Source organism: Streptomyces sp. NPDC058001, from assembly GCF_042886315.1.
Taxonomy (GTDB): domain Bacteria; phylum Actinomycetota; class Actinomycetes; order Streptomycetales; family Streptomycetaceae; genus Streptomyces.
Genome location: NZ_JBHVQT010000006.1, coordinates 163,613 through 186,963, shown reverse-complemented (window position 1 = coordinate 186,963; position 23,351 = coordinate 163,613). Strand labels below are relative to the sequence as shown.

22 protein-coding genes are annotated in these 23,351 nt (G+C 69.6%); 15 read left to right on the top strand and 7 right to left on the bottom strand.

Annotated features, from left to right (window positions below; translation table 11 throughout):
• Window positions 1-58 precede the first annotated feature (58 nt).
• The gene (locus ACFVT5_RS16360) at window positions 59-649 is read right to left on the bottom strand and encodes a WhiB family transcriptional regulator (protein WP_389887175.1); all 591 of its coding nucleotides are present in this window, start codon (window positions 647-649) and stop codon (window positions 59-61) included.
• A gap of 392 nt (window positions 650-1,041) precedes the next feature.
• On the opposite strand from ACFVT5_RS16360, the gene ACFVT5_RS16355 reads away from it, so the two are divergent.
• Complete coding sequence (locus ACFVT5_RS16355; protein WP_389887172.1) at window positions 1,042-1,599, top strand: GNAT family N-acetyltransferase; 558 nt, start codon at window positions 1,042-1,044, stop codon at window positions 1,597-1,599.
• On the opposite strand, the gene ACFVT5_RS16350 is transcribed toward ACFVT5_RS16355, so the two are convergent.
• Window positions 1,589-2,272, bottom strand: coding sequence for a glycerophosphodiester phosphodiesterase (locus tag ACFVT5_RS16350; RefSeq protein ID WP_389887169.1), 684 nt, complete (start codon window positions 2,270-2,272; stop codon window positions 1,589-1,591). The genes ACFVT5_RS16355 and ACFVT5_RS16350 overlap by 11 nt on opposite strands.
• A 481-nt stretch (window positions 2,273-2,753) precedes the next feature.
• Here ACFVT5_RS16350 and ACFVT5_RS16345 point away from each other — a divergent pair, with 481 nt between their 5' ends.
• The 4 genes from ACFVT5_RS16345 to ACFVT5_RS16330 all read left to right on the top strand — a co-directional run bounded on the left by ACFVT5_RS16345 (window position 2,754) and on the right by ACFVT5_RS16330 (window position 6,824).
• The gene (locus ACFVT5_RS16345; protein WP_389887166.1) at window positions 2,754-4,151 is read left to right on the top strand and encodes a DUF6421 family protein; all 1,398 of its coding nucleotides are present in this window, start codon (window positions 2,754-2,756) and stop codon (window positions 4,149-4,151) included.
• 26 nt (window positions 4,152-4,177) lie between these two features.
• Window positions 4,178-4,927: an SDR family NAD(P)-dependent oxidoreductase gene (locus ACFVT5_RS16340; RefSeq protein ID WP_389888145.1), complete on the top strand. Its 750-nt coding sequence runs from the start codon at window positions 4,178-4,180 to the stop codon at window positions 4,925-4,927.
• On the top strand, window positions 4,924-5,994 hold the full coding sequence (locus ACFVT5_RS16335) for a threonine aldolase family protein (RefSeq protein WP_389887164.1): 1,071 nt from the start codon (window positions 4,924-4,926) through the stop codon (window positions 5,992-5,994). Before ACFVT5_RS16340 ends, ACFVT5_RS16335 begins: the two co-directional genes overlap by 4 nt.
• 131 nt (window positions 5,995-6,125) lie before the next feature.
• The gene (locus ACFVT5_RS16330) at window positions 6,126-6,824 is read left to right on the top strand and encodes a B3/4 domain-containing protein (RefSeq protein WP_389887161.1); all 699 of its coding nucleotides are present in this window, start codon (window positions 6,126-6,128) and stop codon (window positions 6,822-6,824) included.
• A gap of 68 nt (window positions 6,825-6,892) precedes the next feature.
• Here the strand turns inward: ACFVT5_RS16330 and ACFVT5_RS16325 are convergent, their stop codons facing one another.
• Together ACFVT5_RS16325 and ACFVT5_RS16320 are read right to left on the bottom strand one after the other, a co-directional pair.
• Window positions 6,893-7,621 carry a lysophospholipid acyltransferase family protein gene (locus ACFVT5_RS16325; RefSeq protein WP_389887159.1) on the bottom strand — a complete coding sequence of 243 codons (729 nt, stop codon included), beginning with the start codon at window positions 7,619-7,621 and terminating at the stop codon, window positions 6,893-6,895.
• 305 nt (window positions 7,622-7,926) lie between these two features.
• On the bottom strand, window positions 7,927-8,343 hold the full coding sequence (locus tag ACFVT5_RS16320; RefSeq protein WP_389887157.1) for a DUF4395 domain-containing protein: 417 nt from the start codon (window positions 8,341-8,343) through the stop codon (window positions 7,927-7,929).
• 75 nt (window positions 8,344-8,418) lie between these two features.
• Here ACFVT5_RS16320 and ACFVT5_RS16315 point away from each other — a divergent pair, with 75 nt between their 5' ends.
• From ACFVT5_RS16315 to ACFVT5_RS16300, 4 genes are all read left to right on the top strand, one after another.
• Complete coding sequence (locus tag ACFVT5_RS16315) at window positions 8,419-8,832, top strand: TlpA family protein disulfide reductase (protein ID WP_389887154.1); 414 nt, start codon at window positions 8,419-8,421, stop codon at window positions 8,830-8,832.
• Between the two features lie 162 nt (window positions 8,833-8,994).
• Window positions 8,995-9,525 carry a flavin reductase family protein gene (locus tag ACFVT5_RS16310; RefSeq protein WP_389887151.1) on the top strand — a complete coding sequence of 177 codons (531 nt, stop codon included), beginning with the start codon at window positions 8,995-8,997 and terminating at the stop codon, window positions 9,523-9,525.
• 261 nt (window positions 9,526-9,786) lie between these two features.
• Entirely contained in the window at window positions 9,787-10,572 is a 786-nt protein-coding gene (locus ACFVT5_RS16305; RefSeq protein WP_389887148.1) for an electron transfer flavoprotein subunit beta/FixA family protein, read from the top strand.
• A gap of 60 nt (window positions 10,573-10,632) precedes the next feature.
• A complete protein-coding gene (locus tag ACFVT5_RS16300) occupies window positions 10,633-11,595 on the top strand; it encodes an electron transfer flavoprotein subunit alpha/FixB family protein (protein WP_389887145.1) in 963 nt (320 codons plus the stop codon).
• 100 nt (window positions 11,596-11,695) lie between these two features.
• Here the strand turns inward: ACFVT5_RS16300 and ACFVT5_RS16295 are convergent, their stop codons facing one another.
• The gene (locus tag ACFVT5_RS16295) at window positions 11,696-12,601 is read right to left on the bottom strand and encodes an endonuclease/exonuclease/phosphatase family protein (protein WP_389887142.1); all 906 of its coding nucleotides are present in this window, start codon (window positions 12,599-12,601) and stop codon (window positions 11,696-11,698) included.
• Between the two features lie 223 nt (window positions 12,602-12,824).
• Between ACFVT5_RS16295 and ACFVT5_RS16290 the strand changes: the two genes are divergently transcribed.
• Window positions 12,825-14,123 carry a DUF6986 family protein gene (locus tag ACFVT5_RS16290; RefSeq protein WP_389887139.1) on the top strand — a complete coding sequence of 433 codons (1,299 nt, stop codon included), beginning with the start codon at window positions 12,825-12,827 and terminating at the stop codon, window positions 14,121-14,123.
• A 141-nt stretch (window positions 14,124-14,264) separates the two neighbouring features.
• On the opposite strand, the gene ACFVT5_RS16285 is transcribed toward ACFVT5_RS16290, so the two are convergent.
• On the bottom strand, window positions 14,265-15,350 hold the full coding sequence (locus ACFVT5_RS16285; protein WP_389887136.1) for a LacI family DNA-binding transcriptional regulator: 1,086 nt from the start codon (window positions 15,348-15,350) through the stop codon (window positions 14,265-14,267).
• Window positions 15,351-15,440: 90 nt separating this feature from the next.
• On the opposite strand from ACFVT5_RS16285, the gene ACFVT5_RS16280 reads away from it, so the two are divergent.
• Entirely contained in the window at window positions 15,441-16,400 is a 960-nt protein-coding gene (locus tag ACFVT5_RS16280; RefSeq protein ID WP_389887133.1) for an ROK family protein, read from the top strand.
• Between the two features lie 199 nt (window positions 16,401-16,599).
• Here the strand turns inward: ACFVT5_RS16280 and ACFVT5_RS16275 are convergent, their stop codons facing one another.
• Entirely contained in the window at window positions 16,600-18,672 is a 2,073-nt protein-coding gene (locus ACFVT5_RS16275; protein WP_389887130.1) for an NPCBM/NEW2 domain-containing protein, read from the bottom strand.
• Window positions 18,673-18,940: 268 nt separating this feature from the next.
• Here ACFVT5_RS16275 and ACFVT5_RS16270 point away from each other — a divergent pair, with 268 nt between their 5' ends.
• From ACFVT5_RS16270 to ACFVT5_RS16255, 4 genes are all read left to right on the top strand, one after another.
• Complete coding sequence (locus ACFVT5_RS16270) at window positions 18,941-20,209, top strand: ABC transporter substrate-binding protein (protein ID WP_389888142.1); 1,269 nt, start codon at window positions 18,941-18,943, stop codon at window positions 20,207-20,209.
• A gap of 55 nt (window positions 20,210-20,264) precedes the next feature.
• Window positions 20,265-21,179: a carbohydrate ABC transporter permease gene (locus ACFVT5_RS16265; RefSeq protein ID WP_389887127.1), complete on the top strand. Its 915-nt coding sequence runs from the start codon at window positions 20,265-20,267 to the stop codon at window positions 21,177-21,179.
• Complete coding sequence (locus tag ACFVT5_RS16260; RefSeq protein WP_389887125.1) at window positions 21,176-22,102, top strand: carbohydrate ABC transporter permease; 927 nt, start codon at window positions 21,176-21,178, stop codon at window positions 22,100-22,102. Before ACFVT5_RS16265 ends, ACFVT5_RS16260 begins: the two co-directional genes overlap by 4 nt.
• Window positions 22,103-22,285: 183 nt before the next feature.
• Window positions 22,286-23,323 carry an NUDIX domain-containing protein gene (locus tag ACFVT5_RS16255; protein WP_389887122.1) on the top strand — a complete coding sequence of 346 codons (1,038 nt, stop codon included), beginning with the start codon at window positions 22,286-22,288 and terminating at the stop codon, window positions 23,321-23,323.
• The last annotated feature ends 28 nt before the right edge of the window (window positions 23,324-23,351 follow it).

Genomic DNA, 23,351 nt, shown 5'->3' with positions numbered 1-23,351 from the left:
GCGCCCGCCTGACTGTCTCCACGGGGAATCTCACGTCGGACGGCCTCTCCGGGCGCTCTCACGCCGCCTGACGGCCTCCGTGCGGATCCCGTGGCCCCTGGCTCTCCGAGAGGCTTCCGGGCTCCTCCAGCGTGACGCGGGTCGCGCGCGGGCGCGGGTCGATCCCGGCCATGCGCAGGAAGTCCGCCGCCGCCTGGGCCGCCGCCAGGGAGCGTCGCACCCGTGGCCGCGGTACCGCCGTGGCGAGGCAGATCCGCTCGATCCGCCAGCCGTGCCAGGCCAACTGCCAGACCACGGACCCCAGATGCTCGGGCGGCACCAGCAGCCGCTCCCCGGACAGCAGCCGCCGCACGAGGGTGTCCTGCGCCCCGTACAGGGTCCGCAGGGCGCGTCGGAACCTGCGGCGCTCCGACGGGGTGAGGCCGCCCCATACGCCTTCCGCCTCCGCGTTGTCGACGGCGTACCGCAGACAGTCGATGCGGATGTCGCAGCCGCCGCAGATGCGTTTGGCCTGTTCGATGGAGTGTTCCCACCGCTCCGACTCCCCACGGGGGAAGAAGAGTTCGGGTTCCTCGCCGATGCACGCGGCATCCAGGAAGGCGGTGTCGCGGACGGGCGCGCGGTCGCTGTGCGGCCGGGAGACGGTCATCTTGGCTGTGTCCCTTCGGGCGTGCGGTTCTTCTGCCCGGCCGGCGGCGTCCCACCGGTGGCCTTCACCGGTGTCGTCCGCCGGGGCCGGGCGGCGTGGCGCGGAGCGGAGCGGGACGTGCGGTCCGTCGTCGGTCCGTCGTCGGCTTGTCGCACCATGCCTTTGATTGCTTCAACGGATGCGGAGCCGCGCCTGTTCAGCGAACGCCCGGACCGGACCTCAGTCAGATGCCCGGACGGGACCCCGGCGGATGCTCCGCCGGCACCTCCACGACCGCGATCCGCGGGCCGGATCAGGAGCCTGCTGCCGAGTACACGCACCGTGCGGGCGCGCCTCCGTGTCCGCGTTACTCTCGGCCAGGCACATCGACACGAGAGCGGAGACTCACGCCCATGGACACCGCCCCCAGCCCCACCACCGGCGACCTCGTCTTCAAGGAGGCCGCCGAGTCCGACGTCGACGCTCTTGTCGCCCTGATCGAAGCGGCGTACCGAGGGGACGCGCACGGCGGCTGGACCACCGAGGCGGATCTGCTGCACGGTCAGCGCACCGACCCGCAGGGCGTACTCGACGTCATCAAGGCGCCCGGCAGCCTGCTGATCGGCGTCGAGCGGGAGGGTGAGGTCGTCGCCTGCTTCCAGCTGGAACACCGGGGCGACGCCGCGTACTTCGGCATGTTCGCCGTCCGCCCCGACCTCCAGGGCGCGGGCCTCGGCAAGGTGATCATCGCGGAGGCGGAGCGCGTCGCGCGCGGGACGTGGGACGCGCGGGAGATGCAGATGACGGTCATCTCGGTACGGGACGACCTGATCGCCTGGTACGAGCGGCGGGGCTACCGCCGTACGGGACGGATGACGCCCTTCCCGTACGGCGACGAGCGCTTCGGCATCCCCCAGCGCGACGACCTTCAGTTCGAACTGCTGGTCAAGGCGCTCGACGTCACGCCGTGAAGCGGCCGGTGCGCTTGATCTCCGGGTAGTCGGTCGTCGCGCCGTCCAGCTCCAGGGCGCGTACCAGCCGCAGATGCTCCTGGGTGTTGACGACCCACCCGATGATCCGCAGATCCGCCTTCCGGGCCCGCTCGACGACCTCCAGTGTCAGCCGGCGGATGTTCAGGACGAGCGTGGTGGCGCCGACCGCGGTCGCCCGCTCCACCACATCCGTGCCGTACCGGCTGGCGACGAGAGCGGTGCGCACACCGGGGACGAGCCGGGCGATCTCGGCGACGGCGTCGTCGTGGAACGAGAGCACCTCGACGCGGGAGACCAGATCGCGCCGGTTCATCACCTCGGCGAGGGCCCGCGCCGCCGCGACATCCTTGATCTCGGCCTGGAGCGGTGCTCTCACCGCATCGAGGACCTCTTCGAACACCGGGATGCGCTCACCGCGGCCAGCGTCGAGCGCCCGCAGTTCGGCGAGGGTCTGCTCGGCGATCGGCCCGCTGCCGTCCGTCGTGCGGTCGACGTCGGCGTCGTGCATGACGACGAGAGCGCCGTCCTTGCTCAGATGCAGATCGAGTTCGATGAGGTCGAGTCCCGCGTTCTCCGCTGCGATGAACGATCGGAGGGTGTTCTCCGGTTCGACACCCATGACTCCACGATGACCGATGGTGAGGAAGTTCAAGGTTGACTCGCTTCCGTCGACGGCGGCTCTGCTCCCGCGCGGCCGTGGGGGAGGCGGGGCCACGCGGCAAGGTCGCAGCCTAATGGCCCGCCACCGCGATGGAACCGCTCCGACAGGGCCGAGTACAGGCATCCGCCCGCTGATTGACCATCCCGAGGACGAGAGCGGTGACCACGGCGGCGACAAGGACGGCACGGGTACTCACGGGGTGCGGCTCCGATGGCGGCGGGACGGGGATCGGCCCCGTCCTACCGGCATCCGCACCCGCACCGCGAGCCGCGTCACCCGCCGGTGGGCGAGTCCCCCGAGCGTTGACCCTTGGAGGGCCGTAGCAGAAGCAGCCGTATCCGGAGTGTCCGACGGGAAAAAGAGCGGTGAAGCGCCGGGTGCGGCAGGATAATTTACTGAGTCCCCACTTGCTGGGGAGAACCTTGCACGCATACGGTGTCTTGACGGAAGGTTCTCCGGTGGAGGGTGAGAGATGACGGAAATTCTTGTGCAGGTGGGTGCTCAGGGGCGCATATCCCGCGCGGAGCGGATCGTGGAGCACCCGGCGTGGCCCATGCTCAAGGATGCCGTGGAGGAGATCCGGCCCTGGCAGTCGAAGGACGGTTCGATCGACTTCGACGCGGAGGCCGCACCGGCCGTCGCCGACGCCGAGCGGGCCGTCGCGCGCGTGATCGCCGCCGTGGACGAACTGTCCCCGCTGCTGCCGCACGACGCCGGATACCACACCGCCCTCGTCACCGATCTGCGCCGCTGGGCCGACGGCGGCTTCGAGGTTCCCGACTTCCTCGACTCGCTGCTCGCCTTCCAGCCCGCCGCACACCGCGAGGACGGCCTCCAGCACCTCGTCGTCTTCCCGATGTACACCCAGAACGGCAACCCGGACCGCAATCTCGAAGCGGTCGTCCTGCGGATGGTGTGGCCGGACTGGCTGGCCGAGCTGGAGCGCACCCGCTACGACAACCCGCTGTTCTGCGGCATCACCTTCGAGGGCTTCACCTCCGGGTACGACACCAACTCGGCCGTCCTCTTCCCCGAGACGATCGCGGTGCGCGAGGCACCCGAGCGATTCTCCTGGGGCGGCATCTTCTGCGACCGCGAGGCCGCCCGCTTCCGGCGCGTCACGACGGCCGCCGTCGACCTGCTGGGCCTCGAACTCCCCGACGACATCCGCGAGCTGGTCGGCGACCAGGAGCGCTGCCAGGAGGCGTTCGTCCTGTGGGACATGGTCCACGACCGCACCCACAGCCACGGCGACCTGCCCTTCGACCCGTTCATGATCAAGCAGCGCCAGCCGTTCTGGATGTACGGCCTGGAGGAGCTGCGCTGCGACCTCACCGCCTTCAAGGAGGCCGTGAAGCTGGAGGCGGACGGTTTCCCGCAGGGTCGTGACGTGCAGTTCGCGGTGCTCTTCGACCGTATGTTCCGCTTCCCCGTCACCGGCGAGCGGGTCCGCAACTACGACGGCCTCGGCGGCCAGCTCCTCTTCGCCTACCTCCACCAGCACGACGTGGTGCGCTGGACGGACAACAAGCTGCACATCGACTGGGACCGCGCCCCGCAGGTCACCAACCAGCTCTGCGCCGAGATCGAGAAGCTCTACCGCGACGGCATCGACCGGCCCAAGATCGTCCACTGGTTCGCCGGCTACGACCTGGTGGCGAGCCACCTCTCGCCGCACCCCGGCTCCCGCTGGGCCAAGGGCCCCGACGCCCTCGACCTGACGCAACCGCCGCGTAAACTCGTGGACGACGTGCTTCCGGACGAGTTTCCCCTGAGCATGTTCTATGAGGCGCTCGCCAAGAAGCTGAAGAATGTGATCGCCTCGACCAAGGGCATCACCGCGACGACTCCCGAAGGGATCGCCGCGTGAGCCAGGGCAGCCCGGAGGTGACGACGATGGACGGCGACAGCACGCTCAGCGGCGCCGTGGTCGCGGTGGCCGGAGCGGCGGGACCCGCGGGGCGGGCCACCCTCATGCGCCTCGCCGAGGCGGGGGCGACCGTGGTCGGCGCCGACGCCGACCCGGCCAGGCTCGCCGAGGCCGTGGACGCCGCCCGGTACGCGCACGGCGGCTCCACGGTGATCGGCGACACCGTCGACCTCCTTGATCTGCGGGCCACGAAGGACTGGGTCGCACGGATCGAGAAGGACTTCGGCCGCGTCGACGGCCTCGTCCACCTCGTCGGCGGCTGGCGCGGCAGCGCCTCCTTCGCCGCCACCGACCTCGCGGACTGGGACTTCCTGGAGAAGCTCCTCGTCCGGACCGTGCAGCACACCTCACTCGCCTTCCACGACCCGCTCAGGCGCGGCGCACACGGCCGCTACGTCCTGGTCAGCGCCGCCGGAGCCAGTAGGCCCACGGCGGGCAACGCGGCGTACGCGGCGGCCAAGGCGGCGGCCGAGGCGTGGACGCTCGCCCTCGCGGACGACTTCCGCAAGGCGGGGGGCGACGAGGGCCCCCGCGCGGCGGCTGCCATCCTGGTGGTGAAGGCGCTGGTGCACGACGCGATGCGCGCCGAGCGACCCAACGCGAAGTTCGCGGGCTTCACCGACGTGAAGGAGCTGGCCGAGGCCATCGCCGGAGTCTGGGAGCGGCCCGCCCGGGAAGTGAACGGAAACCGTCTGTGGCTGACCGAGAAGCCGTGAACCCTCCCAGGACCGACGCGCGACGCCATCACGACCCGGAGGTCCGCGGTTTCGCCAGCGACAACTACGCGGGCGGCCACCCGGAGGTCATCGCGGCCCTGGCCCTGGCCAACGGCGGCCACCAGGTGTCGTACGGCGAGGACGACTACACGCATCACCTCCAACAGGTCATCCGCGGACACTTCGGCGCGAGCGCCGAGGCGTACCCGGTGTTCAACGGCACCGGCGCCAACGTCGTCGCGCTCCAGGCCGTCACCGACCGCTGGGGAGCGGTGATCTGCGCCGAGAGCGCCCATATCAACGTGGACGAGTGCGGGGCGCCCGAGCGGGTCGGCGGACTCAAGCTGCTCACGGTGCCCACACCGGACGGCAAGCTGACACCGGAGCTGATCGACCGGCAGGCGTTCGGCTGGGACGACGAGCACCGGGCCATGCCGCAGGTCGTGTCGATCACCCAGAACACCGAACTCGGCACCGTCTACACGCCCGACGAGGTCCGCGCGATCTGCGACCACGCCCACCAGCACGGCATGAAGGTGCACCTCGACGGCGCCCGCATAGCGAACGCCGCCGCGTCCCTGGACGTACCGATGCGGACCTTCACCAACGCGGCCGGCGTCGACATCCTGTCCCTCGGCGGCACCAAGAACGGTGCTCTGTTCGGCGAGGCCGTCGTGGTGCTCGACCCCGGCGCCGTCAGCCATATGAAGCATCTGCGCAAGCTGTCCATGCAGCTCGCCTCCAAAATGCGTTTCGTGTCCGTCCAGTTGGAGGCCCTGCTCGCCAAGGACCTCTGGCTGCGCAACGCCCGGCACGCCAACGGGATGGCCCAGCGGCTCGCCGAGGGCGTCCGCGCGGTGCACGGCGTCGAGATCCTGCACCCGGTCCAGGCCAACGCGGTCTTCGCCCGCCTCCCGCACGACGTCAGCGAACGCCTCCAGAAGCGCTACCGCTTCTACTTCTGGGACGAGACGGCCGGCGACGTCCGCTGGATGTGCTCCTTCGACACCCGCGAGGAGGACGTCGACGGCTTCGTCGCCGCCCTCAAGGAGGAGATGGCCCGCTAGTCCAGCCAGTCCAGTGGGATGGACTGCCCAGTCCTGTATGCTGCACTAATTCCGGGCGCGTGCTCCGAGCGAGCCGCGCCCGGAACCAGCACCCCGGCAGCAGGCACTCCAGCAGGCAAGGCAGACAGACCATGACTCCCACGCTCACCGTGTCCGACGAGGTGCGCGCCCTCACCCCCGGCTTCACCCATGTCGTCGTAGCGGCGTACGGGCTGGTCAACGGCCCCAGCACGGACGGCACCTCGGCACTCCTCGATGACGCGACCCGCCGCCTCACGGCCCGGCTCGACGGCCGCGCCCCGCACGAGGACCCGCACATGGCCGCCTGGCGTGAGGCGTACACGGCGTTCGGCGCCAAGCCGTCCCGTACGCGCAACTCCGCCGAGGCGCTGGCCAAGCGGGCCCTGTCCGGTGCCGGACTGCCCCGCATCAACGCTCTTGTCGACGTCTACAACGCGATCAGCGTCGCCCACCTCGTCCCGGTCGGCGGCGAGGACGCCGATCACATCGACGGCGGGATGCGGCTGGTGCGCGCCACCGGAGACGAGGAGTTCCCGACCGCCGCCGGCGGAGAATCCGTGATCGAGCACCCGGAGCCGGGCGAGGTCGTCTGGCGTGACGACTCCGGAGTGACCTGCCGCCGCTGGAACTGGCGCCAGGGAGTACGGACCCGGCTCACCGAGGAGTCGGTCTCCGCGCTGTTCCTGCTGGAGAGCCTGTCCCCGATGCCGGTGTCCGACGTGGCGGCGGCGGGCGCCGAACTCGCCGAACTAGTCGAGAAGTTCAGCCCCGGCGCACGGATCACCGTCCACACGCCGGTGCGGGGCTGACCTGACCTGATCTGACCTGACATGGGCCGGGCCCGGTCACGCCGTGCGTGGCCGGGCCCCGTCGGTCGTCAGCCCTTCTCGGCCGCCCGCACCGCCTCGGGCGTGGGTGCCGTGCCGCCGAGATGCGCCGGCATCCACCAGGTGTCGTCCGGCCCCTTGGGGCGTACGGGATAGGCGCGCTGGGCCGCTTCGAGCAACTCCTGCACCCGCTCGCGCAGTCGGCGGGTGATCGCGCCCGCGTACTGGTCGCGCGGAGCCTCGATCGGCTTGCCGATCCGCATCGTCACGGGGATGTGATGACGCCGGAAGTTGCGCGGGTGCCCCTTCGTCCACAGCCGCTGGGTGCCCCACAGCGCCATCGGGACGAGCGGGACGCCCGCCTCCTGGGCCAGCCGCGCGGCACCGGACTTGAAGCTCTTGAGCGTGAACGACTGCGAGATCGTCGCCTCGGGGAACACCCCGACGATCTCACCCGACCGCAGCGACTCCAGGGCGTGCGCGAAGGCCGCCTCACCCTGCTTGCGGTCCACCGGAATGTGCTTCATGCCGCGCATCAGCGGACCCGACACCTTGTTCCGGAACACGGACTCTTTTGCCATGAACCGGACGAGACGTTTCTGCGGGAGGGCCGTGAGCCCGTTGAAGATGAAGTCGAGATAGCTGATGTGGTTGCTGACCAGCACCGCACCGCCCGAACGCGGAATGTTCTCCGAACCCTTGCAGTCGATCTTCAGGTCGAGCGCCTTGAACATGGTGAGGGCCATGCCGATGACGGGACGGTAGACGAGCTCTGCCATGGGCGAGGAGGACCCTTCTCTCTGCCTGGGGAGGGGTCTCCCGGCGGGAAGTTACGCAGCCGTAGGTTTTGCGGCCTGCGCAGATCGTGCCCCAAGAACGAACGGGTAGCCAGTCCTGGTGCCCACGGAGCGCGAGATTCTCGTCACGTTCCCGACACATACCATTCCTGCTGGTCCCGCTGTTCGCGCCGCTCCCGAGAGGACGCGTGCGGCGCTCTCGCCCTGGGCCCCGGTATCACCGCTCTCGCTCTCGGCCGGCCCGCGGGAATCACCGCTCCCGTCCCGGCCTGCCGGTATCGCCGCTCTCAGCCCACCCGTGCCGTGGCGCGTCGCAGCAGTAGATACGCCTCGCACCCGAGGCAGTAGGCGAACGCCGCGTTGAGGAAGGCCGCCGCCAGCGCGCACGCCGTCGCCGCGAGCCCCAACCACTGCGGCCCGACCGCGTATCCGATCAGCCCGACCACCGCGAAGACGAGACCCACCGCCTGGGCGAAGCGGGGCGGCTCGGGCGCCTCGAACTCCGTCGGCTGACCGATCCGTGGCCGTACGACGGTCCGGAACAGCCACCCGTACGGAGAGCGCCGCACGCCCCCCGCGGCGCCCAGCGCGAAGCAGAGCGTCTGCCAGGCCAGCAGCCAGACGCTGCCGGTGATGAGCACGACCGCCAGTACGAGCGTCGTCACCGCGGCCCCGAACCGCGGTCCCCTCACGTCGATGTCCATGAATCAAGCATTCCGTATGACCGGCGTTCCGGGGTGCCGGGAATCTTTGCGGTCTCGTGAACGCTGAAGCCGGGGATGACGGGACTTGTGGTGTGTGTGGTGGTGCTCGCGCTGGCGGCGGCGTACGGAGCCGTGCACCGGCGCCGGAGCGGGAGGGTGAGAGTGCGCGGACGCGACGGCGGGAAGCGGCTCGGTACGGCGGAGTTGGGCGAGAGCCTGGGGGAGCGCGCGACCCTCGTGCAGTTCTCCAGCGCCTTCTGCCAGCCCTGCCGTGCCACGCGACGGGTGCTCGGCGAGGTCGCCGGGATGGTGCCCGGAGTGCGGCATGTGGAGATCGACGCCGAGGACCGACTCGACCTCGTGCGCGAACTGGACATCCTGAAGACCCCCACGGTCCTGGTGCTCGACGCGGGCGGCCGGATCGTGCGGCGCGCCACCGGCCAGCCGCGCAAGGCCGACGTGATCGCCGCACTCGGCGAGGCCGTATGAGCCGTTGCCCTGTGAGCGCTGCTCTGTGATCCGCCGCCCGATGAGTCGATTCGGAGACACAGTGCTCGCGGTGACGCATCTCCCAGAGGGCGGACGGCACTTGACTGCACGCACCACCTATCGTCAGCCTGACCTTATGCCTCCGGAAATCCTGGCAGTTGTATGACGGCCACGCCCGACATCGGTCCCGCCCGGCTCGCGGCCCAGGCGACCCCGCCGGCATCGTCGGACCTGCTGCGCTCCGTCTTCCGCCGGCACGCCGTCGGTGTCGCCGTGATCACCGCTCACGGTCCGTCGGGTCCCGCCGGCTTCACGGCGACCTCGCTCACGTCGGTCTCGGCCGAACCCCCGCTGCTGTCCTTCGGGATCGGTACGGGCGCCTCCAGTTGGCCCGCGGTCGCCGACGCCACCCATGTGGGCGTGCATCTGCTCGGTGATCACCAGCGCGATCTCGCCGCCGCGTTCGCCCGCAGCGGCGCCGACCGCTTCGGCCCGCCCACCCGTTGGCGCCACGGCCCGCAGGGTGTCCCGCTGCTCGACGACGTACCCGCCTGGCTCGTCTGCCGTGTCCGCGCGCGGGTGCCCGCCGGTGACCACCACCTCGTGATCGCCGAAGTCGTCACGGGCGATCCCACGGGCCCCGGTCGCCCCCTGCTCTACCACCAGGGCCGCTACACCTCCCTCCAGGAGTGACCCGTCCCTGCCGGGCCAACCCCCGCTCTTCCCCGTACGCGCGCGTCGTTCATGCCACGCCGCGCGCGTGACATCACTGGTTACGCAGCGTTGCGAACGTCACAGTTCAAAGCGCTTGCTCAGGGGGAATGCTGTGGGTGTACTGGTGAGTAATATTTCGGTGGGTGTGCGGATCGCCTCCGACCGGGATCCGCCGCTCCAGGCGCCTATGCTGCCTGGAAGAAGGCAGCTCAGAAATGACGATGCAGTAGGAGAGCCGGCGTGAGCTTGAGGATCGTTGTCTGTGTGAAGTACGTGCCCGACGCCACCGGTGACCGGCATTTCGCCGATGACCTCACCGTCGACCGTGACGACGTGGACGGTCTGCTGTCGGAGCTGGACGAGTACGCGGTCGAGCAGGCGCTACAGATCGCCGATGAAGCCGACGATGCCGAGATCACCGTTCTCACCGTCGGCCCCGAGGACGCGAAGGACGCGCTCCGCAAGGCGCTGTCGATGGGCGCCGACAAGGCCGTCCACGTCGAGGACGACGATCTGCACGGCACGGACGCGCTGGGCACCTCGCTGGTGCTTTCGAAGGCCATCGAGAAGACCGGCTACGACCTGGTGATCTGCGGCATGGCGTCCACCGACGGCACCATGGGCGTGCTCCCGGCGATCCTGGCCGAACGCCTCGGCGTCCCTCAGGTCACACTGCTCTCCGAGGTCTCCGTCGAGGACGGCACCGTCAAGGGCCGCCGTGACGGTGACACGGCGTCCGAGCAGTTGGAGGCAGAGCTTCCGGCCGTGGTGTCGGTGACGGACCAGTCGGGTGAGGCGCGGTACCCCTCGTTCAAGGGGATCATGGCGGCGAAGAAGAAGCCGGTGCAGTCCTGGGACCTGGAGGATCTGGAGATCGCCGCCGACGAGGTCGGTCTGGACGGCTCCTGGACCATGGTCGACTCGGCGACGGAGCGTCCGGCGCGGACCGCGGGCACGATCGTCAAGGACGAGGGCGAGGGCGGTAAGCAGCTCGCCGAGTTCCTCGCGGGCCAGAAGTTCATCTAAGGCCCACCCCACCCCTTTCGCCGCCCCCTCAGACTTCGCAATCCGCAGGAGACCATTCCCATGGCTGAAGTTCTCGTCTACGTCGATCACTTGGACGGCGCCGTCCGCAAGCCCACCCTGGAGCTGCTGACGCTGGCCCGCCGCATCGGTGAGCCGGTCGCCGTCGCCCTCGGCCCCGGCGCCGAGAGCACCGCTTCCGCGCTCGCCGAGCACGGCGCGGTGAAGGTCCTCACGCACGACGCCCCCGAGTACGCCGACTATCTCGTGGTGCCGAAGGTCGACGCGCTCCAGGCCGCGTACGACGCCGTCTCGCCGGCCGCCGTGCTGGTCCCGTCCTCCGCCGAGGGCAAGGAGATCGCCGCTCGCCTCGCCGTGCGCATCGGCTCCGGCATCATCACCGACGCCGTCGACCTGGAGGCCGACGGCAAGGGTCCGGTCGCCACGCAGTCGGCGTTCGCCGCCGCGTTCACCACCAAGTCCCGGGTCAGCAAGGGCACTCCGGTCATCACCGTCAAGCCGAACTCGGCGCCCGTCGAGCCGGCCCCGGCCGCCGGCGCGGTGGAGGCCCTGTCGGTGACGTTCGGTGAGCTGGCGACCGGTACGAAGGTCACCGCGCGTACGCCCCGGGAGGCGACGGGCCGCCCGGAGCTGACGGAGGCCGCGATCGTGGTCTCCGGTGGCCGGGGTGTCAACGGCGCGGAGAACTTCGGGATCATCGAGGCGCTGGCCGACTCCCTCGGCGCTGCCGTGGGTGCCTCGCGCGCCGCGGTCGACGCCGGCTGGTACCCGCACTCCAACCAGGTCGGCCAGACCGGCAAGTCCGTCTCGCCGCAGCTGTACATCGCCAACGGCATCTCGGGCGCGATCCAGCACCGTGCCGGTATGCAGACGTCGAAGACGATCGTCGCGGTGAACAAGGACGCGGAGGCCCCGATCTTCGACCTCGTCGACTACGGCGTGGTCGGTGACCTCTTCGAGGTCGTCCCGCAGCTCACCGAGGAGATCAAGACCCGCAAGGGCTGAACCCTCCCGCGCACGAGGCCCCCACGACCGGTCCGGTCGGCGGGGGCCTCGGCTCGTTCGGGGCGCACGCACATCGTTCAGGGCACGCGGGCGCCGGGAGTCACAGGGTCAGCGACGCCAGCACCGGAAGGTGGTCGCTCGGGAACTGGCCCGCGGACGAGAATGTGTTGATCGACGCGTGGTGCACGCTCACCCCGGGCGTGGCGAGAATCCAGTCGATCCGGTCACCGTCCGGCACGAGTGGCCGGTACCCGTGGAACGTCGCGTACAGCGCGCTCCGCTCGGCCGCCGTGTCCCAGGTGTCCATGAGTCCCGCGCCGAGCATCGTGTCGTAGACCGGATCGCCGTGCGCCGCCACATTGAAGTCGCCCGTCACCACGAGCGGCAGGGAAGGGTCGAGAGCGGTGATCCGTTCGGCGATCAGTGATGCGGCGCGGGTGCGTGCGTACTGACTGGCGTTGTCGAGATGGGTGTTCAGGAAGTGGAACTCCCGTCCGTCATCCCGCAGATCGCGGAACCGCACCCAGGTCACCATGCGGATGGAACCGCCGCCCCAGGTGTTGGACCCGATCACATCGGGAGTGTCGGAGAGCCAGAAGTGGTCGTAGGCGACGGGCGCGACACGGCGGGTGTCGTGGAAGACCGCCATGAACTCGTCCCGGCTGCCGCCCGCCCGGCCGGTGCCGATCCAGTCGTAGTGCGGCCCGAGATCGGCCTCGATGTCCCGCACCTGCTGGTACAGGCCCTCCTGGGTACCGACGACATGGGGCCGCTCGCTGCGCAGCAACTCCCGCATGACGGGACGGCGCCGCGCCCAGCTGTTCGGCTCGGTGGTGCTCGCGTAACGGAGATTGAACGACATCACGTCCAGGCGGCGGTCCGCGCGCCCGGTGGCCGCCGACGCGGGTGCGGCGGACAGTGCTGTACTGGACAGGGGCCCGGCGACCGCCGCTGCCACGGCGGTCTTCAGTCCCAGGCGGCGCGTCACTCGGCTGGTGTTCGGCACGCGTGCTCCTTCGGTCGCGGGTCACGGTGAACGGTTCGGACGAACGGGGTGCACGATGCAGCGTGCGTCCGCAGTGTCGAAGAGGGAACCGGGACGGGAGTGAACACGCCGGGTGCCGGAAGTGTCCCGCGCGCCAAGCGGGTGTTGACCCACACAAAGGTCCACGGATAACTTCACCATACGGATTCTCGATTCCGTGCATCGGAAAACAGGAGGGTGTGGGATGGGTCAGCAGGAGACGGTGGCGACCAGCATCGCGGGCACGGTCAGCGAGAGCATCAGCGCCTCCCTCGCCCCGGTCGACGCGGAGCTGGAGCGGCGCTACCCCGGCGACCCGGGCACCCGCCAGCCCGTCCACACCGTGTACGTCCCCGCCGACGCCTTTGCCGCTGACACCCTCCGTTCCTGGGGCGACCGGGCGCTGCGCGCGCTCGACGAACACGCCCCGGACGCCGACGCCTTCGCCGCCGTCCTCGGCCTCGGCGACGACCTCGCGGAACCCGTCCACGTGCGCGTGCGCGCCAAGCTGGAGCGCGAGCCGATCGAGGACCTCCGTATCGACTTCGAGGACGGATACGGCCGACGCCCGGACGCCGAGGAGGACGAAGCGGCGGCCCGCACAGCCCGCCTGGTCGCCGAGGCGTACGAGAACGGCACCGCGGCCCCGTACATGGGCATCCGTATGAAGTGCCTGGAGGCGCCGGTACGCGACCGGGGCATCCGCACCCTCGACATCTTCCTCACCGGCCTGATGGCGGCCGGCGGTCTGCCCGACGGGCTCGTCCTCACCCTGCCGAAGGTCACCTACGCGGAGCAGGTCACCGCCATGGTCCGGCTCCTGGAGGAGTTCGAGAAGGCGCGCGGCCTGGAGCCCGGCCGGATCGGCTTCGAGATCCAGATCGAGACCAGCCAGTCCATCCTGGCCACCGACGGCACCGCGACTGTCGCCCGGATGATCCAGGCCGCCGAGGGCCGCGCCACCGGACTCCACTACGGCACCTTCGACTACAGCGCCTGCCTCGGCGTCAGCGCCGCCTACCAGGCGAGCGACCACCCCGCCGCCGATCACGCCAAGGCGATCATGCAGGTCGCCGCGGCGGGCACCGGAGTCCGGGTCTGCGACGGCTCCACCAACGTCCTGCCCGTCGGCCCCACCGCACAGGTCCACGACGCCTGGCGGCTGCACTACGGCCTCACCCGCCGCGCCCTGGCCCGCGCCTACTACCAGGGCTGGGACATGCACCCCGGCCACCTCCCCACCCGGTACGCGGCCGTGTTCGCCTTCTACCGCGAGGGCTTCGAGCAGGCCGCCGCCCGCCTCGCCGCCTACGCCAACCGGACCGGCGGCGACGTCATGGACGAACCCGCGACCGCGAAGGCACTCAGCGGCTATCTGCTGCGCGGACTCGACTGCGGCGCCCTCGACAGCGACGAGGTCACCCGGCTCACCGGTCTCGACCGGGTCGGCCTGGAGAGCTTCGCGGCGCCGCGCCGAGGCGACCTGACCCTCCCCGCGCAGTAGACCCATGCACAAGGACGGCGGGACGGCGCCTGTCCGTCCGCCGAGACCCCGCACGCGCGCGGGAACGCGAACACTTCGTACCGGAGTACGGAGTACCGCAGTTCTGAGCAGCGGAGTGGGTCACTGACGTGCGGCGGCGCCTCAGGCCGACGGCGGGATCTCGCCCGATCCACGGGTGATGAGCCGGGTCGGGATTTCGATGCGCTCGGGAGCTATGGAGGCGCCGTCGAGCTGGCGGAAGAGGCGCTCCGCCGCCGTACGCCCGAGCTGGGCCGAGTCCTGGGCGACCACCGTCACCCCCGGCTTCAGCAGATCGGCCAGCTCGAAGTCGTCGAAGCCGACCAGGGCGACCGGCCGCTCCCGCTCGGCGAGCACCCGTACGACCGTCACGGTCACACGGTTGTTGCCCGCGAAGATCGCCGTGACCGGATCGGGGCCCGACAGCATCGCGTCCGCCGCCGGGCGCACCCGCTCCGGCACCGTGAGCCCCAGCGACATCCAGGCGTCCTCGACCACGATGCCCGCGTCCTCCATGGCCGCGCGATAGCCCCGCAGCCGCTCGGCCGCCGTGTGAATACGCGGCTGGTCGCCGATGAAGCCGATCCTGCGGTGACCATGGGCGATGAGATGGGCCACGCCCGCCCGCGCCCCGCCGTAACTGTCCGAGAGGACCACGTCCGCGTCGATCCGCCCGGCCGGCCGGTCCACGAACACGGTGGCGACGCCCGCCTTGATCTCCGGTTCCAGATAGCGGTGGTCGTCACCGGCCGGAATCACCACCAGACCGTCGACCCGGCGGGCGCACAGGGCGAGCGCCAGCTCCTGCTCCCGGTCCGGGTCCTCGGCGCTCGACCCGTTGATGAGCAGGGCGCCATGGGCACGGGCGACCTCCTCCACGGCACGGCTCAGCGGGCCGTAGAACGGGTCGGCCAGATCCTCCAGGACCAGGCCGATACTGGCCGTACGTCCCTTGCGCAGCACGCGCGCGCTGTCGTTGCGCCGGAAGCCGAGGGCGTCGATGGCCTCCTGGACGCGGCGCTCGGTGTCCGGGGTCACTCCCGGCTCCCCGTTGACCACGCGCGAGACCGTTTTCAGGCCGACTCCCGCACGCGCGGCGACGTCCTTCATGGTCGGACGGTTGCCGTAACGGTTCTCGGATCGGCGGGCGATCTCGGCCACGATGCGCTGTCCTGTCCTGTCGTCCGGGATGGTAGGAAGATGTGGCATCGAGCATAGAGCCTGGACAACGTTGTCAGATGCGGGAGAGACTGTCCATCGCATTCTGCGGACTGCCCTTCACCAGGAGATCTGACACTGATGCACACCGACCTCGTCGCCGCGCTCGACATCGGCGGAACCAAGATCGCCGGAGCCCTTGTGGACGACAGGGGAGAAATCCTGCTGCGGGCGCAGCGGTCGACGCCCGCGCGGGAGGACGGCGACACCGTGATGCGGGCCGTCGACGCGGTCGTCGGCGAACTGGCCGAATCTCCTCTGTGGGCCTCCGTGCGGGCCGTCGGCATCGGCAGCGCGGGACCCGTGGACGCGTCGAAGGGAACCGTCAGCCCGGTGAACGTACCCGGCTGGCGGGACTACCCGCTCGTCGACCGGGTGCGCTCCGCGGCCGGCGGGCTGCCCGTCGAGCTGATCGGGGACGGCGTCGCGATCACGGCGGCCGAGCACTGGCAGGGCGCCGCACGCGGCCATGACAACGCGATGTGCATGGTCGTCTCGACCGGTGTCGGCGGCGGACTCGTCCTCGGCGGCAAGCTGCACCCGGGCCCGACCGGCAACGCGGGGCACATCGGGCACATCAGCGTCGACCTCGACGGCGACCCGTGTCCGTGCGGTGCCCGTGGCTGCGTCGAACGCATCGCGAGCGGACCGAACATCGCCCGCCGCGCTCTGGACGGCGGCTGGCAACCGGGCCCGGACGGTGACACATCGGCGGCCGCGGTCGCCCAGGCCGCGCGCGCGGGCGACCCGGTGGCGCTCGCCTCCTTCGGACGCGCGGCCAAGGCGCTCGCGGCGGGTATCGCCGCCACCGCGACGCTCGTCGAGATCGACATCGCGGTGATCGGCGGGGGAGTGGCGAAGGCGGGCGAGGTCCTGTTCGCGCCCCTGCGCCAATACCTGCGTGACTACGCCACGCTGTCCTTCGTGCAGCGCCTCACGGTGGCCCCCGCGACCATGGGCACCGACGCCGGTCTGGTCGGCGCGGCAGCGGCGGCGCTGAGCGGACCGAGCCGGGCGACGGCCGCCGGGATGCGGGGCTGAATAGGGAACGGTGAGCGCTGATCCGCGAATTGAGCCCGGAGCAGACGTACGGGAGTGGAACCCGGAGCAGTGATCCGGTGGGCCGGGTGGCGGGGGCGATGCGGCGGCGGCGCGCGCGATGCGGGGCTGGGCGCCCGCCGACCCCCGCCCCCGCATCTCCGTTCCGTCGCTGTTCCGTCGTCGCCGTCGCGGCCCGGTGTCAGCAGGTGAGTTTGGCGTCCGCCCAGTCCGCGTGGTCGTAGCTGACCCCGTCCCCGGCGTCCGTGACGATCAGGTGGACCACCTGGGCGCCCGTCACATCGGCCGAGATCGGCTGCGCGGGCATCGCGTTGGTGAGGGTCCCGGTGGAGGCGACCTTCTTGCCGTCCGCCCAGATCTCGAAGACGACCGTGCCGTTGTCCCCCTTCTCGTCGTCGACACCGACCTGCGCGGTGACGGAGTCGCACGCCCCGGCCGTGTAGTACTCGATGTCGCTGGGCGCGTGCGCGCCGATGCCCTTGGCGAAGACCTGTCCGCCGATGGTGATCGGGTTGCCGTCACCCGCCTGGTCCTCGCCGTTGCTGGTGTCCCGTTCGACGGGCCCGTAGCCGTTGACGGCCGAGAGCCACGGCAGGTCGCTCAGCTGTGAGGTGCCCGCGGGCGGCCGGACCACGACCCGGCTCGCCAGCGGTACGACGCTCTCCGCGCGGTCTCCTCGGGGCGAGTGGTATGTCGTCGTCAGCGTGAACTCGTGGTCGCCCGTGGGCGTCCCCGCCGGAGCGGTGATCGCCCAACTCGTCGTGAGGGACTTTCCCGTGGGCAGGCTGGGTGCCGTTGTCCGCGAGGTGGCCTGGACCTTCCAGCCGGCCGGACCGGTGAGCCGTACGGACACCTGCTGTGCGGGTGTCCGGCCGAGATCGGTGACCTTCGAAGTGAGCACTGTCCGCTTGCCGGCCTCGACCAGCGTGCCGCCGTCCGCGCGGAGTTCGACGGCGGGCGGGTACGCGGACCACTTGCGGTCGGCCGTCACGCGCAACAGCACGGTGCCGTGGGCGGGCACGGTCGCGGAGATGGCGCCCGCGGTGTTGTAGCTCCGGTGCTTCCACAGGTCGCGCAGCGTGTACGCGGAGGCGCCCGGGAGGCCCGCGGCGGTCGCGGTGGTGGAGATGCGCTGCGCGGTGTTGGTCTCGTTGAAGAGCGCGATCGCGCGGCTGCCGTCCCGCATCTCCTTGACGACGACCCAGCGCCCGTTCTCGGAGGTGAGGACGGTGCCCTGCTTGCCCAGCGGGTCCTGGTCGACCGCGATGACCTCACGGTTGTCCAGGATGTCGAAGGTGGACTCGGGCACCTTGCGCAGATCCGAGCCGATGAGCAGCGGCGCCGCCATGATCGACCACATCGAGAAGTGCGTACGGTACTCGGTGTCCGTCATGCCGCCGTTGCCGACCTCCAGCATGTCGGGGTCGTTCCAGCGGCCGGGGCCCGCGTGCGGGGCGAGGGGCAGATTCTGCTTGAGGATCGACAGCATCGAGCCCCAGTTGTCGCTGATGTCACCGGTCGTGCGCCAGAGATGGCCCATGTCCCCGGCCCATTCCCACGGCTTGTTCTCGCCCCATTCGCAAATGCTGTAGACGATGGACCTACCGGTCGCCCTGAGGGCGTCCCGCATCGTGTTGTACCGCTGTTTGGCGTCCACGCCCTGGTTGTTGCAGTTGTCGTACTTGAGGTAGTCGACACCCCAGTCCGCGAACTGCTGCGCGTCGCTGTACTCATGGCCGAGCGCGCCCGGGAAACCCGCGCTGTTGCATGTCTTGGTACCGGCACTGGTGTAGATGCCGAGTTTGAGGCCCTTCGCGTGGACGTAGTCGGCGACGGCCTTGATTCCGTTCGGGAATCGCTCCGGGTCGGGGACCAGCTTGCCGTTCGCGTCCCGCTCCTGGAGTGCCCAGCAGTCGTCGAGATTGACGTACTGATAGCCGGACGCCTTCAGACCTTTCTCGATGAAGAGATCGGCGATGCCTTTGACCATCGCCTCGTTGAACTCGGCACGGCAGTGCGTGGAGTTCCAGTTGTTGAAACCCATCGGAGGTGTGAGGGCCAGGCCGTCGTCGGTCTTCGGCCCCGCGGTGACCGCTTCCGGGGCGGCGGCGCGCGCCGCCGGTGTCGAGTCCCGCGCCGGGCCTGCCGATTCGCCTGCCGCGGCGGGTACGGCGAGCCCTGTGGAGCACAGCACCGCCGTGGCGACAGCTCCGACCACTCTTCGTCGGGTACTGCGGGTGGAGAGATGACGCATGGTGACGTTCCTCCGTACTCGCGAAAGATGGGATGACGGCATGTACGCGTCAGGGGACGCGCGTTTACGGTAGAGCGTGTTGGACTCTGTTGGAAGAGAAGAGGTAACGGTTGCCTATGAAGGTGCCAAAACCCTTGACGGCGGTGCCAGTTGGCAGTGAGATCCAATCCTCGCGTTCGGTTGTGTTGGGTTGCACCCCGAGGAGGGGGACATGGCTCAGTCATCGTTCAACGGTCCGGTCGCGCCGCACGGCGTCGTCGGACATCGGATGTCCCGACGGAATCTCTTGCGTGGTGCGGCTGTCGGAGCGGGCGCCGTGACCCTGCCGGCCCTGCTCACCGCCTGCGGGAGCGGACCCGGCGGCGACAGCAAGACGGTCACCGTGGGCTCCAACGCCTCGGACGCGGTGCCCAAGAAGGCGTTCGCCGACGCGTTCAACGCGTACGAGAAGGAGTCCAAGAAGACCGTCAAGGTCAACACAAAGGACCACAACGACTTCCAGGAGAACATCAACCGGTATCTCCAGGGCACACCGGACGACGTCTTCATGTGGTTCGCCGGATACCGCATGCAGTACTTCGCGGAAAAGGGCCTCCTCGTCGAGATCGGCGACGTCTGGAAGAAGTTCACCGGCTTCTCCCAGGCACTCAAGGACCAGTCGACCCACGCCGGTAAGCAGTACTTCGTGCCGTACTACTACTATCCGTGGGCCGTCTTCCATCGGAAGAGCCTCTTCGAGAAGCAGGGCTACGAACAGGCCAAGACCTGGGACGATTTCATCGCCCTCGCCAAGAAGATGAGCAAGGACGGCATTCCGGTCGCCTTCTGCGACAAGGACGGCTGGCCCGCGATGGGCACCTTCGACTACATCAACCTCCGCGCCAACGGATACGACTTCCACAAGTCGCTGATGGCCGGCGAGGAGTCCTGGACCGACCCCAAGGTCAAGAACGTCTTCGATCTCTGGCGCGAACTCATGCCGTACTACCAGAAAGGCGCGCTCGGCCGGACCTGGGAAGAGGCCGGGCAGGGCCTCCAGCAGCGCAGGACCGGGATGGCCGTCTTCGGGATGCCGCACCCCGGCTCCCAGTTCCCCGAGAGCGAGCGCGAGGACATCGACTTCTTCGCCTTCCCGGAGATCGACCCGCAGTTCGGGCAGGACGCCGTCGAGGCCCCCATCGACGGATTCCTCATCGCCAAGAAGTCGAAGAACGTCACCGCCGCCAAGGACCTTCTCACCTGGCTCGGCACCCCCCAGGCCGAGGACATCTACCTCGCGGGCGACCCCAACAACGTCGCCGTCAACGAAGGCGCCGACACCTCCGCGTACACCGCTCTGCAGAAGAAGTCCGCCGAACTGGTCGCGGGCGCACAGCAGATCTCCCAGTTCCTGGACCGCGACACCCGTCCCGACTTCGCGTCGACCGTCATGATCAAGGCGATCCAGGACTTCATCGGCAACCCGAAGGACGTCGACGGTCTCTGCAACAGCATCGAGCGGCAGAAGAAGACCATCTTCTCCTCACCCGTCGGCTGACCCCGCGACCGCCCGCCACCAGCCGACCATCGAGGCCAGAAGGGGAAGAGGATCCGTGCCGCTGAACACCGCGCGGCGCGCCGGGCGGCGAGGCCCACGGCGATTCACCCGCCGTGACCTTGCCGTTTTCGGCGTGCTCCTGGGCATACCCGTCCTGCTGGACATCGTCATCATCTGGGGGCCCACACTCGCCTCCATCGGCCTGTCGTTCACCTCGTGGGACGGCATCGGCGACATCCACTGGGTGGGCGGTGAGAACTACCAGAACCTCGTCGACAACTACCCGGCCTTCTGGCCCGCCGCCCGCCACAACCTCCTGTGGCTCGCCTTCCTCGGCCTGGTCGCCACACCCTTCGGACTGCTGCTCGCCGTCATCATCGACCGGGGTGTGCGCTTCAGCCGCTTCTACCAGTCCACGCTCTACATGCCGGTCGTGCTCTCGCTCGCCATCGTCGGCTTCATCGCCCAACTCGTCCTCGGCACCGACCAAGGCGCGCTCAACACCATCCTCGCCAACCACGACGACCCCATCGACTGGCTCGGCAACGCGAACCTCAACATCTGGATGATCCTGCTCGCCGCCGGCTGGCGACACGTCGGCTATGTGATGATCCTCTACCTCGCGGGCCTCAAGGCGGTCGACCCCACCCTCAAGGAAGCCGCGGCGATCGACGGCGCCAACGCCCGTCAGACCTTCTTCCGCGTCGTCTTCCCGACCCTGCGGCCCGTCAACGTCATCGTCGGCGTCATCACCGTCATCGAAGCCCTGCGCGCCTTTGACATCGTCTACGCGGTCAACAAAGGCCGTAACGGCCTGGAACTGCTCTCCGTCCTCATCACGGACAACATCATCGGCGAGGCCAGCCGCATCGGATTCGGCTCCGCCATCGCGGTCGTCCTGCTCACCGTCTCCCTGGGATTCATCGTGACCTTCCTGGTCCAAGAGCTGCGAGGTGCACGCGACCGATGACCGCCGACCTCCGCGCCACCCCCGCCGAAACCCCCGTACGACCCACCGCGCCCCCGCCGCCGCGCCGCCGCGTCCGCCCGGGACGCCTCGGCGTGCACGCCTTCCTGCTCACCGTCTCGCTCGTGTTCCTCGCCCCACTGCTCCTCGCGGTGTACGCGTCCCTGCGCCCGTACGAGGAGACCGCCCAGCACGGCTACTTCTCCTTCCCGAAACACCTGTCGTTCGACTACTACCGGCAGGCTTACAGCGACTCGGGCATGGGCAAGTATTTCGTCAACACACTGCTCATCGCCGTGCCGGGCGTGCTGATCACACTGTTCCTCGCGTCGTTCGTCGCCTTCGCCGTGTCCCGGCTGAAGATCCGTGGCGGAGTGGTCCTGCTGGTGTTCTTCACCGCGGGCAATCTGCTGCCCCAACAGGTCATCGTCACCCCGCTGTACGTCCTGTTCAACAAGATCCCGCTGCCCTGGTGGATGTCCGACTCGCTGATGCTCTACGACTCGTACTGGGCCGTGATCATCGTCAACATCGGCTTCCAACTGGGCTTCTGCGTCTTCGTCCTGGCGAACTTCATGCGGACCCTGCCGCAGGAGATCCTGGAGGCCGCCGTCATGGACGGCGCCGGCGTGTGGACCCAGTTCTGGCGCATCACCCTGCCCCTGTGCCGCCCGGCGCTCGCCGCGCTCGGCACCCTCGAATTCACCTGGATCTACAACGACTTCCTCTGGGCCCTGATCTTCATCTCCAACCCGGACAAACTCCCGATCACCTCCTCACTGAACAACCTGAGGGGCCAATTTTTTACGGACTACAACATGCTCGCGGCGGGCTCGGTGCTGGTGGCCCTGCCGACGATCCTCGTCTTCCTCCTCCTGCAACGGCACTTCATCGCCGGACTCACCCTCGGGTCGAGCAAGGGGTGACGCCCCCGGGGGACGCCCCAGGTCAGTGACGAGAACCGCCGGGAGGCCCCGGAAACCGGGCGGGACACAACTTGGCCGGTAAGTGGCCGGTAAGGAGCCGGTAAGGGAGCCCTCTTCGACCCCTGGTTTCCGTGGCAGGGTGTTCCGGGCAAGCCACAGGGGGCCAACAGAAGAGGGGGAACCGTGATCGTCTGGATCAACGGCGCGTTCGGTGCGGGCAAGACGACCACCGCACGGGAACTGATCGACCTGATCCCGAACAGCACGCTCTTCGACCCCGAGGTCATCGGCGGCGCACTGGCCCACCTGCTGCCGCCCAAGCGCCTCGCCGAGGTGAGCGACTTCCAGGACCTGCCGATCTGGCGACGCCTCGTCGTCGACACCGCCGCCGCACTGCTCGCCGAGGTCGACGGAGTCCTCGTCGTCCCCATGACCCTGCTGCGCCAGGAGTACCGCGACGAGATCTTCGGTGGTCTCGCCGCCCGCCGTATCTCCGTACGGCATCTGCTCCTCGCCCCGGCGGAAACGATCCTGCGCGGACGCATCGCCGCACGCGAGATACCACCCGACCTGCCCGACGGCGAGATACGCGTCCGACAGTGGTGCTACGAGCACATCGAGCCCTACCGCACCGCCCTCGCCGGATGGCTCGCCGCCGACGCCCACCTGATCGACACCAGCGCCCTCACCCCCTACGACACCGCCGTACGGATCGCCGACGCCGTCCGCACCGGCGACGCGCCCGTCAGCGACATCGTCCAGACACCCGAACCCACCGGCGAGACCGTCGCCGCCGGGGTCCTCCTCTTCGACGCCGAGGACCGCGTGCTCCTCGTGGACCCCACGTACAAGGCGGGCTGGGAGTTCCCCGGCGGCGTTGTCGAGCCCGGTGAGGCACCCGCGCGCGCGGGACTGCGCGAAGTCGCCGAGGAGACGGGCCTGCGCCTTGCCGACGTACCGCGCCTGCTCGTCCTTGACTGGGAACCCCCGTCACCCCCGGCCTACGGCGGACTGCGCCTCCTCTTCGACGGCGGCCGACTCGACGCGACCAGGGTCACCGACCTGCTGCTGCCGGGACCCGAACTACGCGGCTGCCGCTTCGCCACCGAGGAGGAGGCCCGACACCTCCTGCCGCCCGTGCGCTACGAACGCCTGCGGTGGGCGCTGCGCGCGCGGGAGCGGGGGGCGGCGATCTACCTGGAGTCGGGAGTACCGGTGTAACGGGAGTACAGGTGTAACCGGAGCCGGT

Coding starts and splice junctions, on each gene's coding strand:
- ACFVT5_RS16355 (WP_389887172.1), top strand. CDS start 1,042: ATGGACACCGCCCCCAGCCCCACCACCGGCGACCTCGTCTTCAAGGAG.
- ACFVT5_RS16290 (WP_389887139.1), top strand. CDS start 12,825: ATGGGTCAGCAGGAGACGGTGGCGACCAGCATCGCGGGCACGGTCAGC.
- ACFVT5_RS16280 (WP_389887133.1), top strand. CDS start 15,441: ATGCACACCGACCTCGTCGCCGCGCTCGACATCGGCGGAACCAAGATC.
- ACFVT5_RS16285 (WP_389887136.1), bottom strand. CDS start 15,350: ATGCCACATCTTCCTACCATCCCGGACGACAGGACAGGACAGCGCATC.
- ACFVT5_RS16325 (WP_389887159.1), bottom strand. CDS start 7,621: ATGGCAGAGCTCGTCTACCGTCCCGTCATCGGCATGGCCCTCACCATG.
- ACFVT5_RS16315 (WP_389887154.1), top strand. CDS start 8,419: ATGACGGGACTTGTGGTGTGTGTGGTGGTGCTCGCGCTGGCGGCGGCG.
- ACFVT5_RS16345 (WP_389887166.1), top strand. CDS start 2,754: ATGACGGAAATTCTTGTGCAGGTGGGTGCTCAGGGGCGCATATCCCGC.
- ACFVT5_RS16360 (WP_389887175.1), bottom strand. CDS start 649: ATGACCGTCTCCCGGCCGCACAGCGACCGCGCGCCCGTCCGCGACACC.
- ACFVT5_RS16330 (WP_389887161.1), top strand. CDS start 6,126: ATGACTCCCACGCTCACCGTGTCCGACGAGGTGCGCGCCCTCACCCCC.
- ACFVT5_RS16310 (WP_389887151.1), top strand. CDS start 8,995: ATGACGGCCACGCCCGACATCGGTCCCGCCCGGCTCGCGGCCCAGGCG.
- ACFVT5_RS16340 (WP_389888145.1), top strand. CDS start 4,178: ATGGACGGCGACAGCACGCTCAGCGGCGCCGTGGTCGCGGTGGCCGGA.
- ACFVT5_RS16320 (WP_389887157.1), bottom strand. CDS start 8,343: ATGGACATCGACGTGAGGGGACCGCGGTTCGGGGCCGCGGTGACGACG.
- ACFVT5_RS16270 (WP_389888142.1), top strand. CDS start 18,941: ATGTCCCGACGGAATCTCTTGCGTGGTGCGGCTGTCGGAGCGGGCGCC.
- ACFVT5_RS16300 (WP_389887145.1), top strand. CDS start 10,633: ATGGCTGAAGTTCTCGTCTACGTCGATCACTTGGACGGCGCCGTCCGC.
- ACFVT5_RS16275 (WP_389887130.1), bottom strand. CDS start 18,672: ATGCGTCATCTCTCCACCCGCAGTACCCGACGAAGAGTGGTCGGAGCT.
- ACFVT5_RS16260 (WP_389887125.1), top strand. CDS start 21,176: ATGACCGCCGACCTCCGCGCCACCCCCGCCGAAACCCCCGTACGACCC.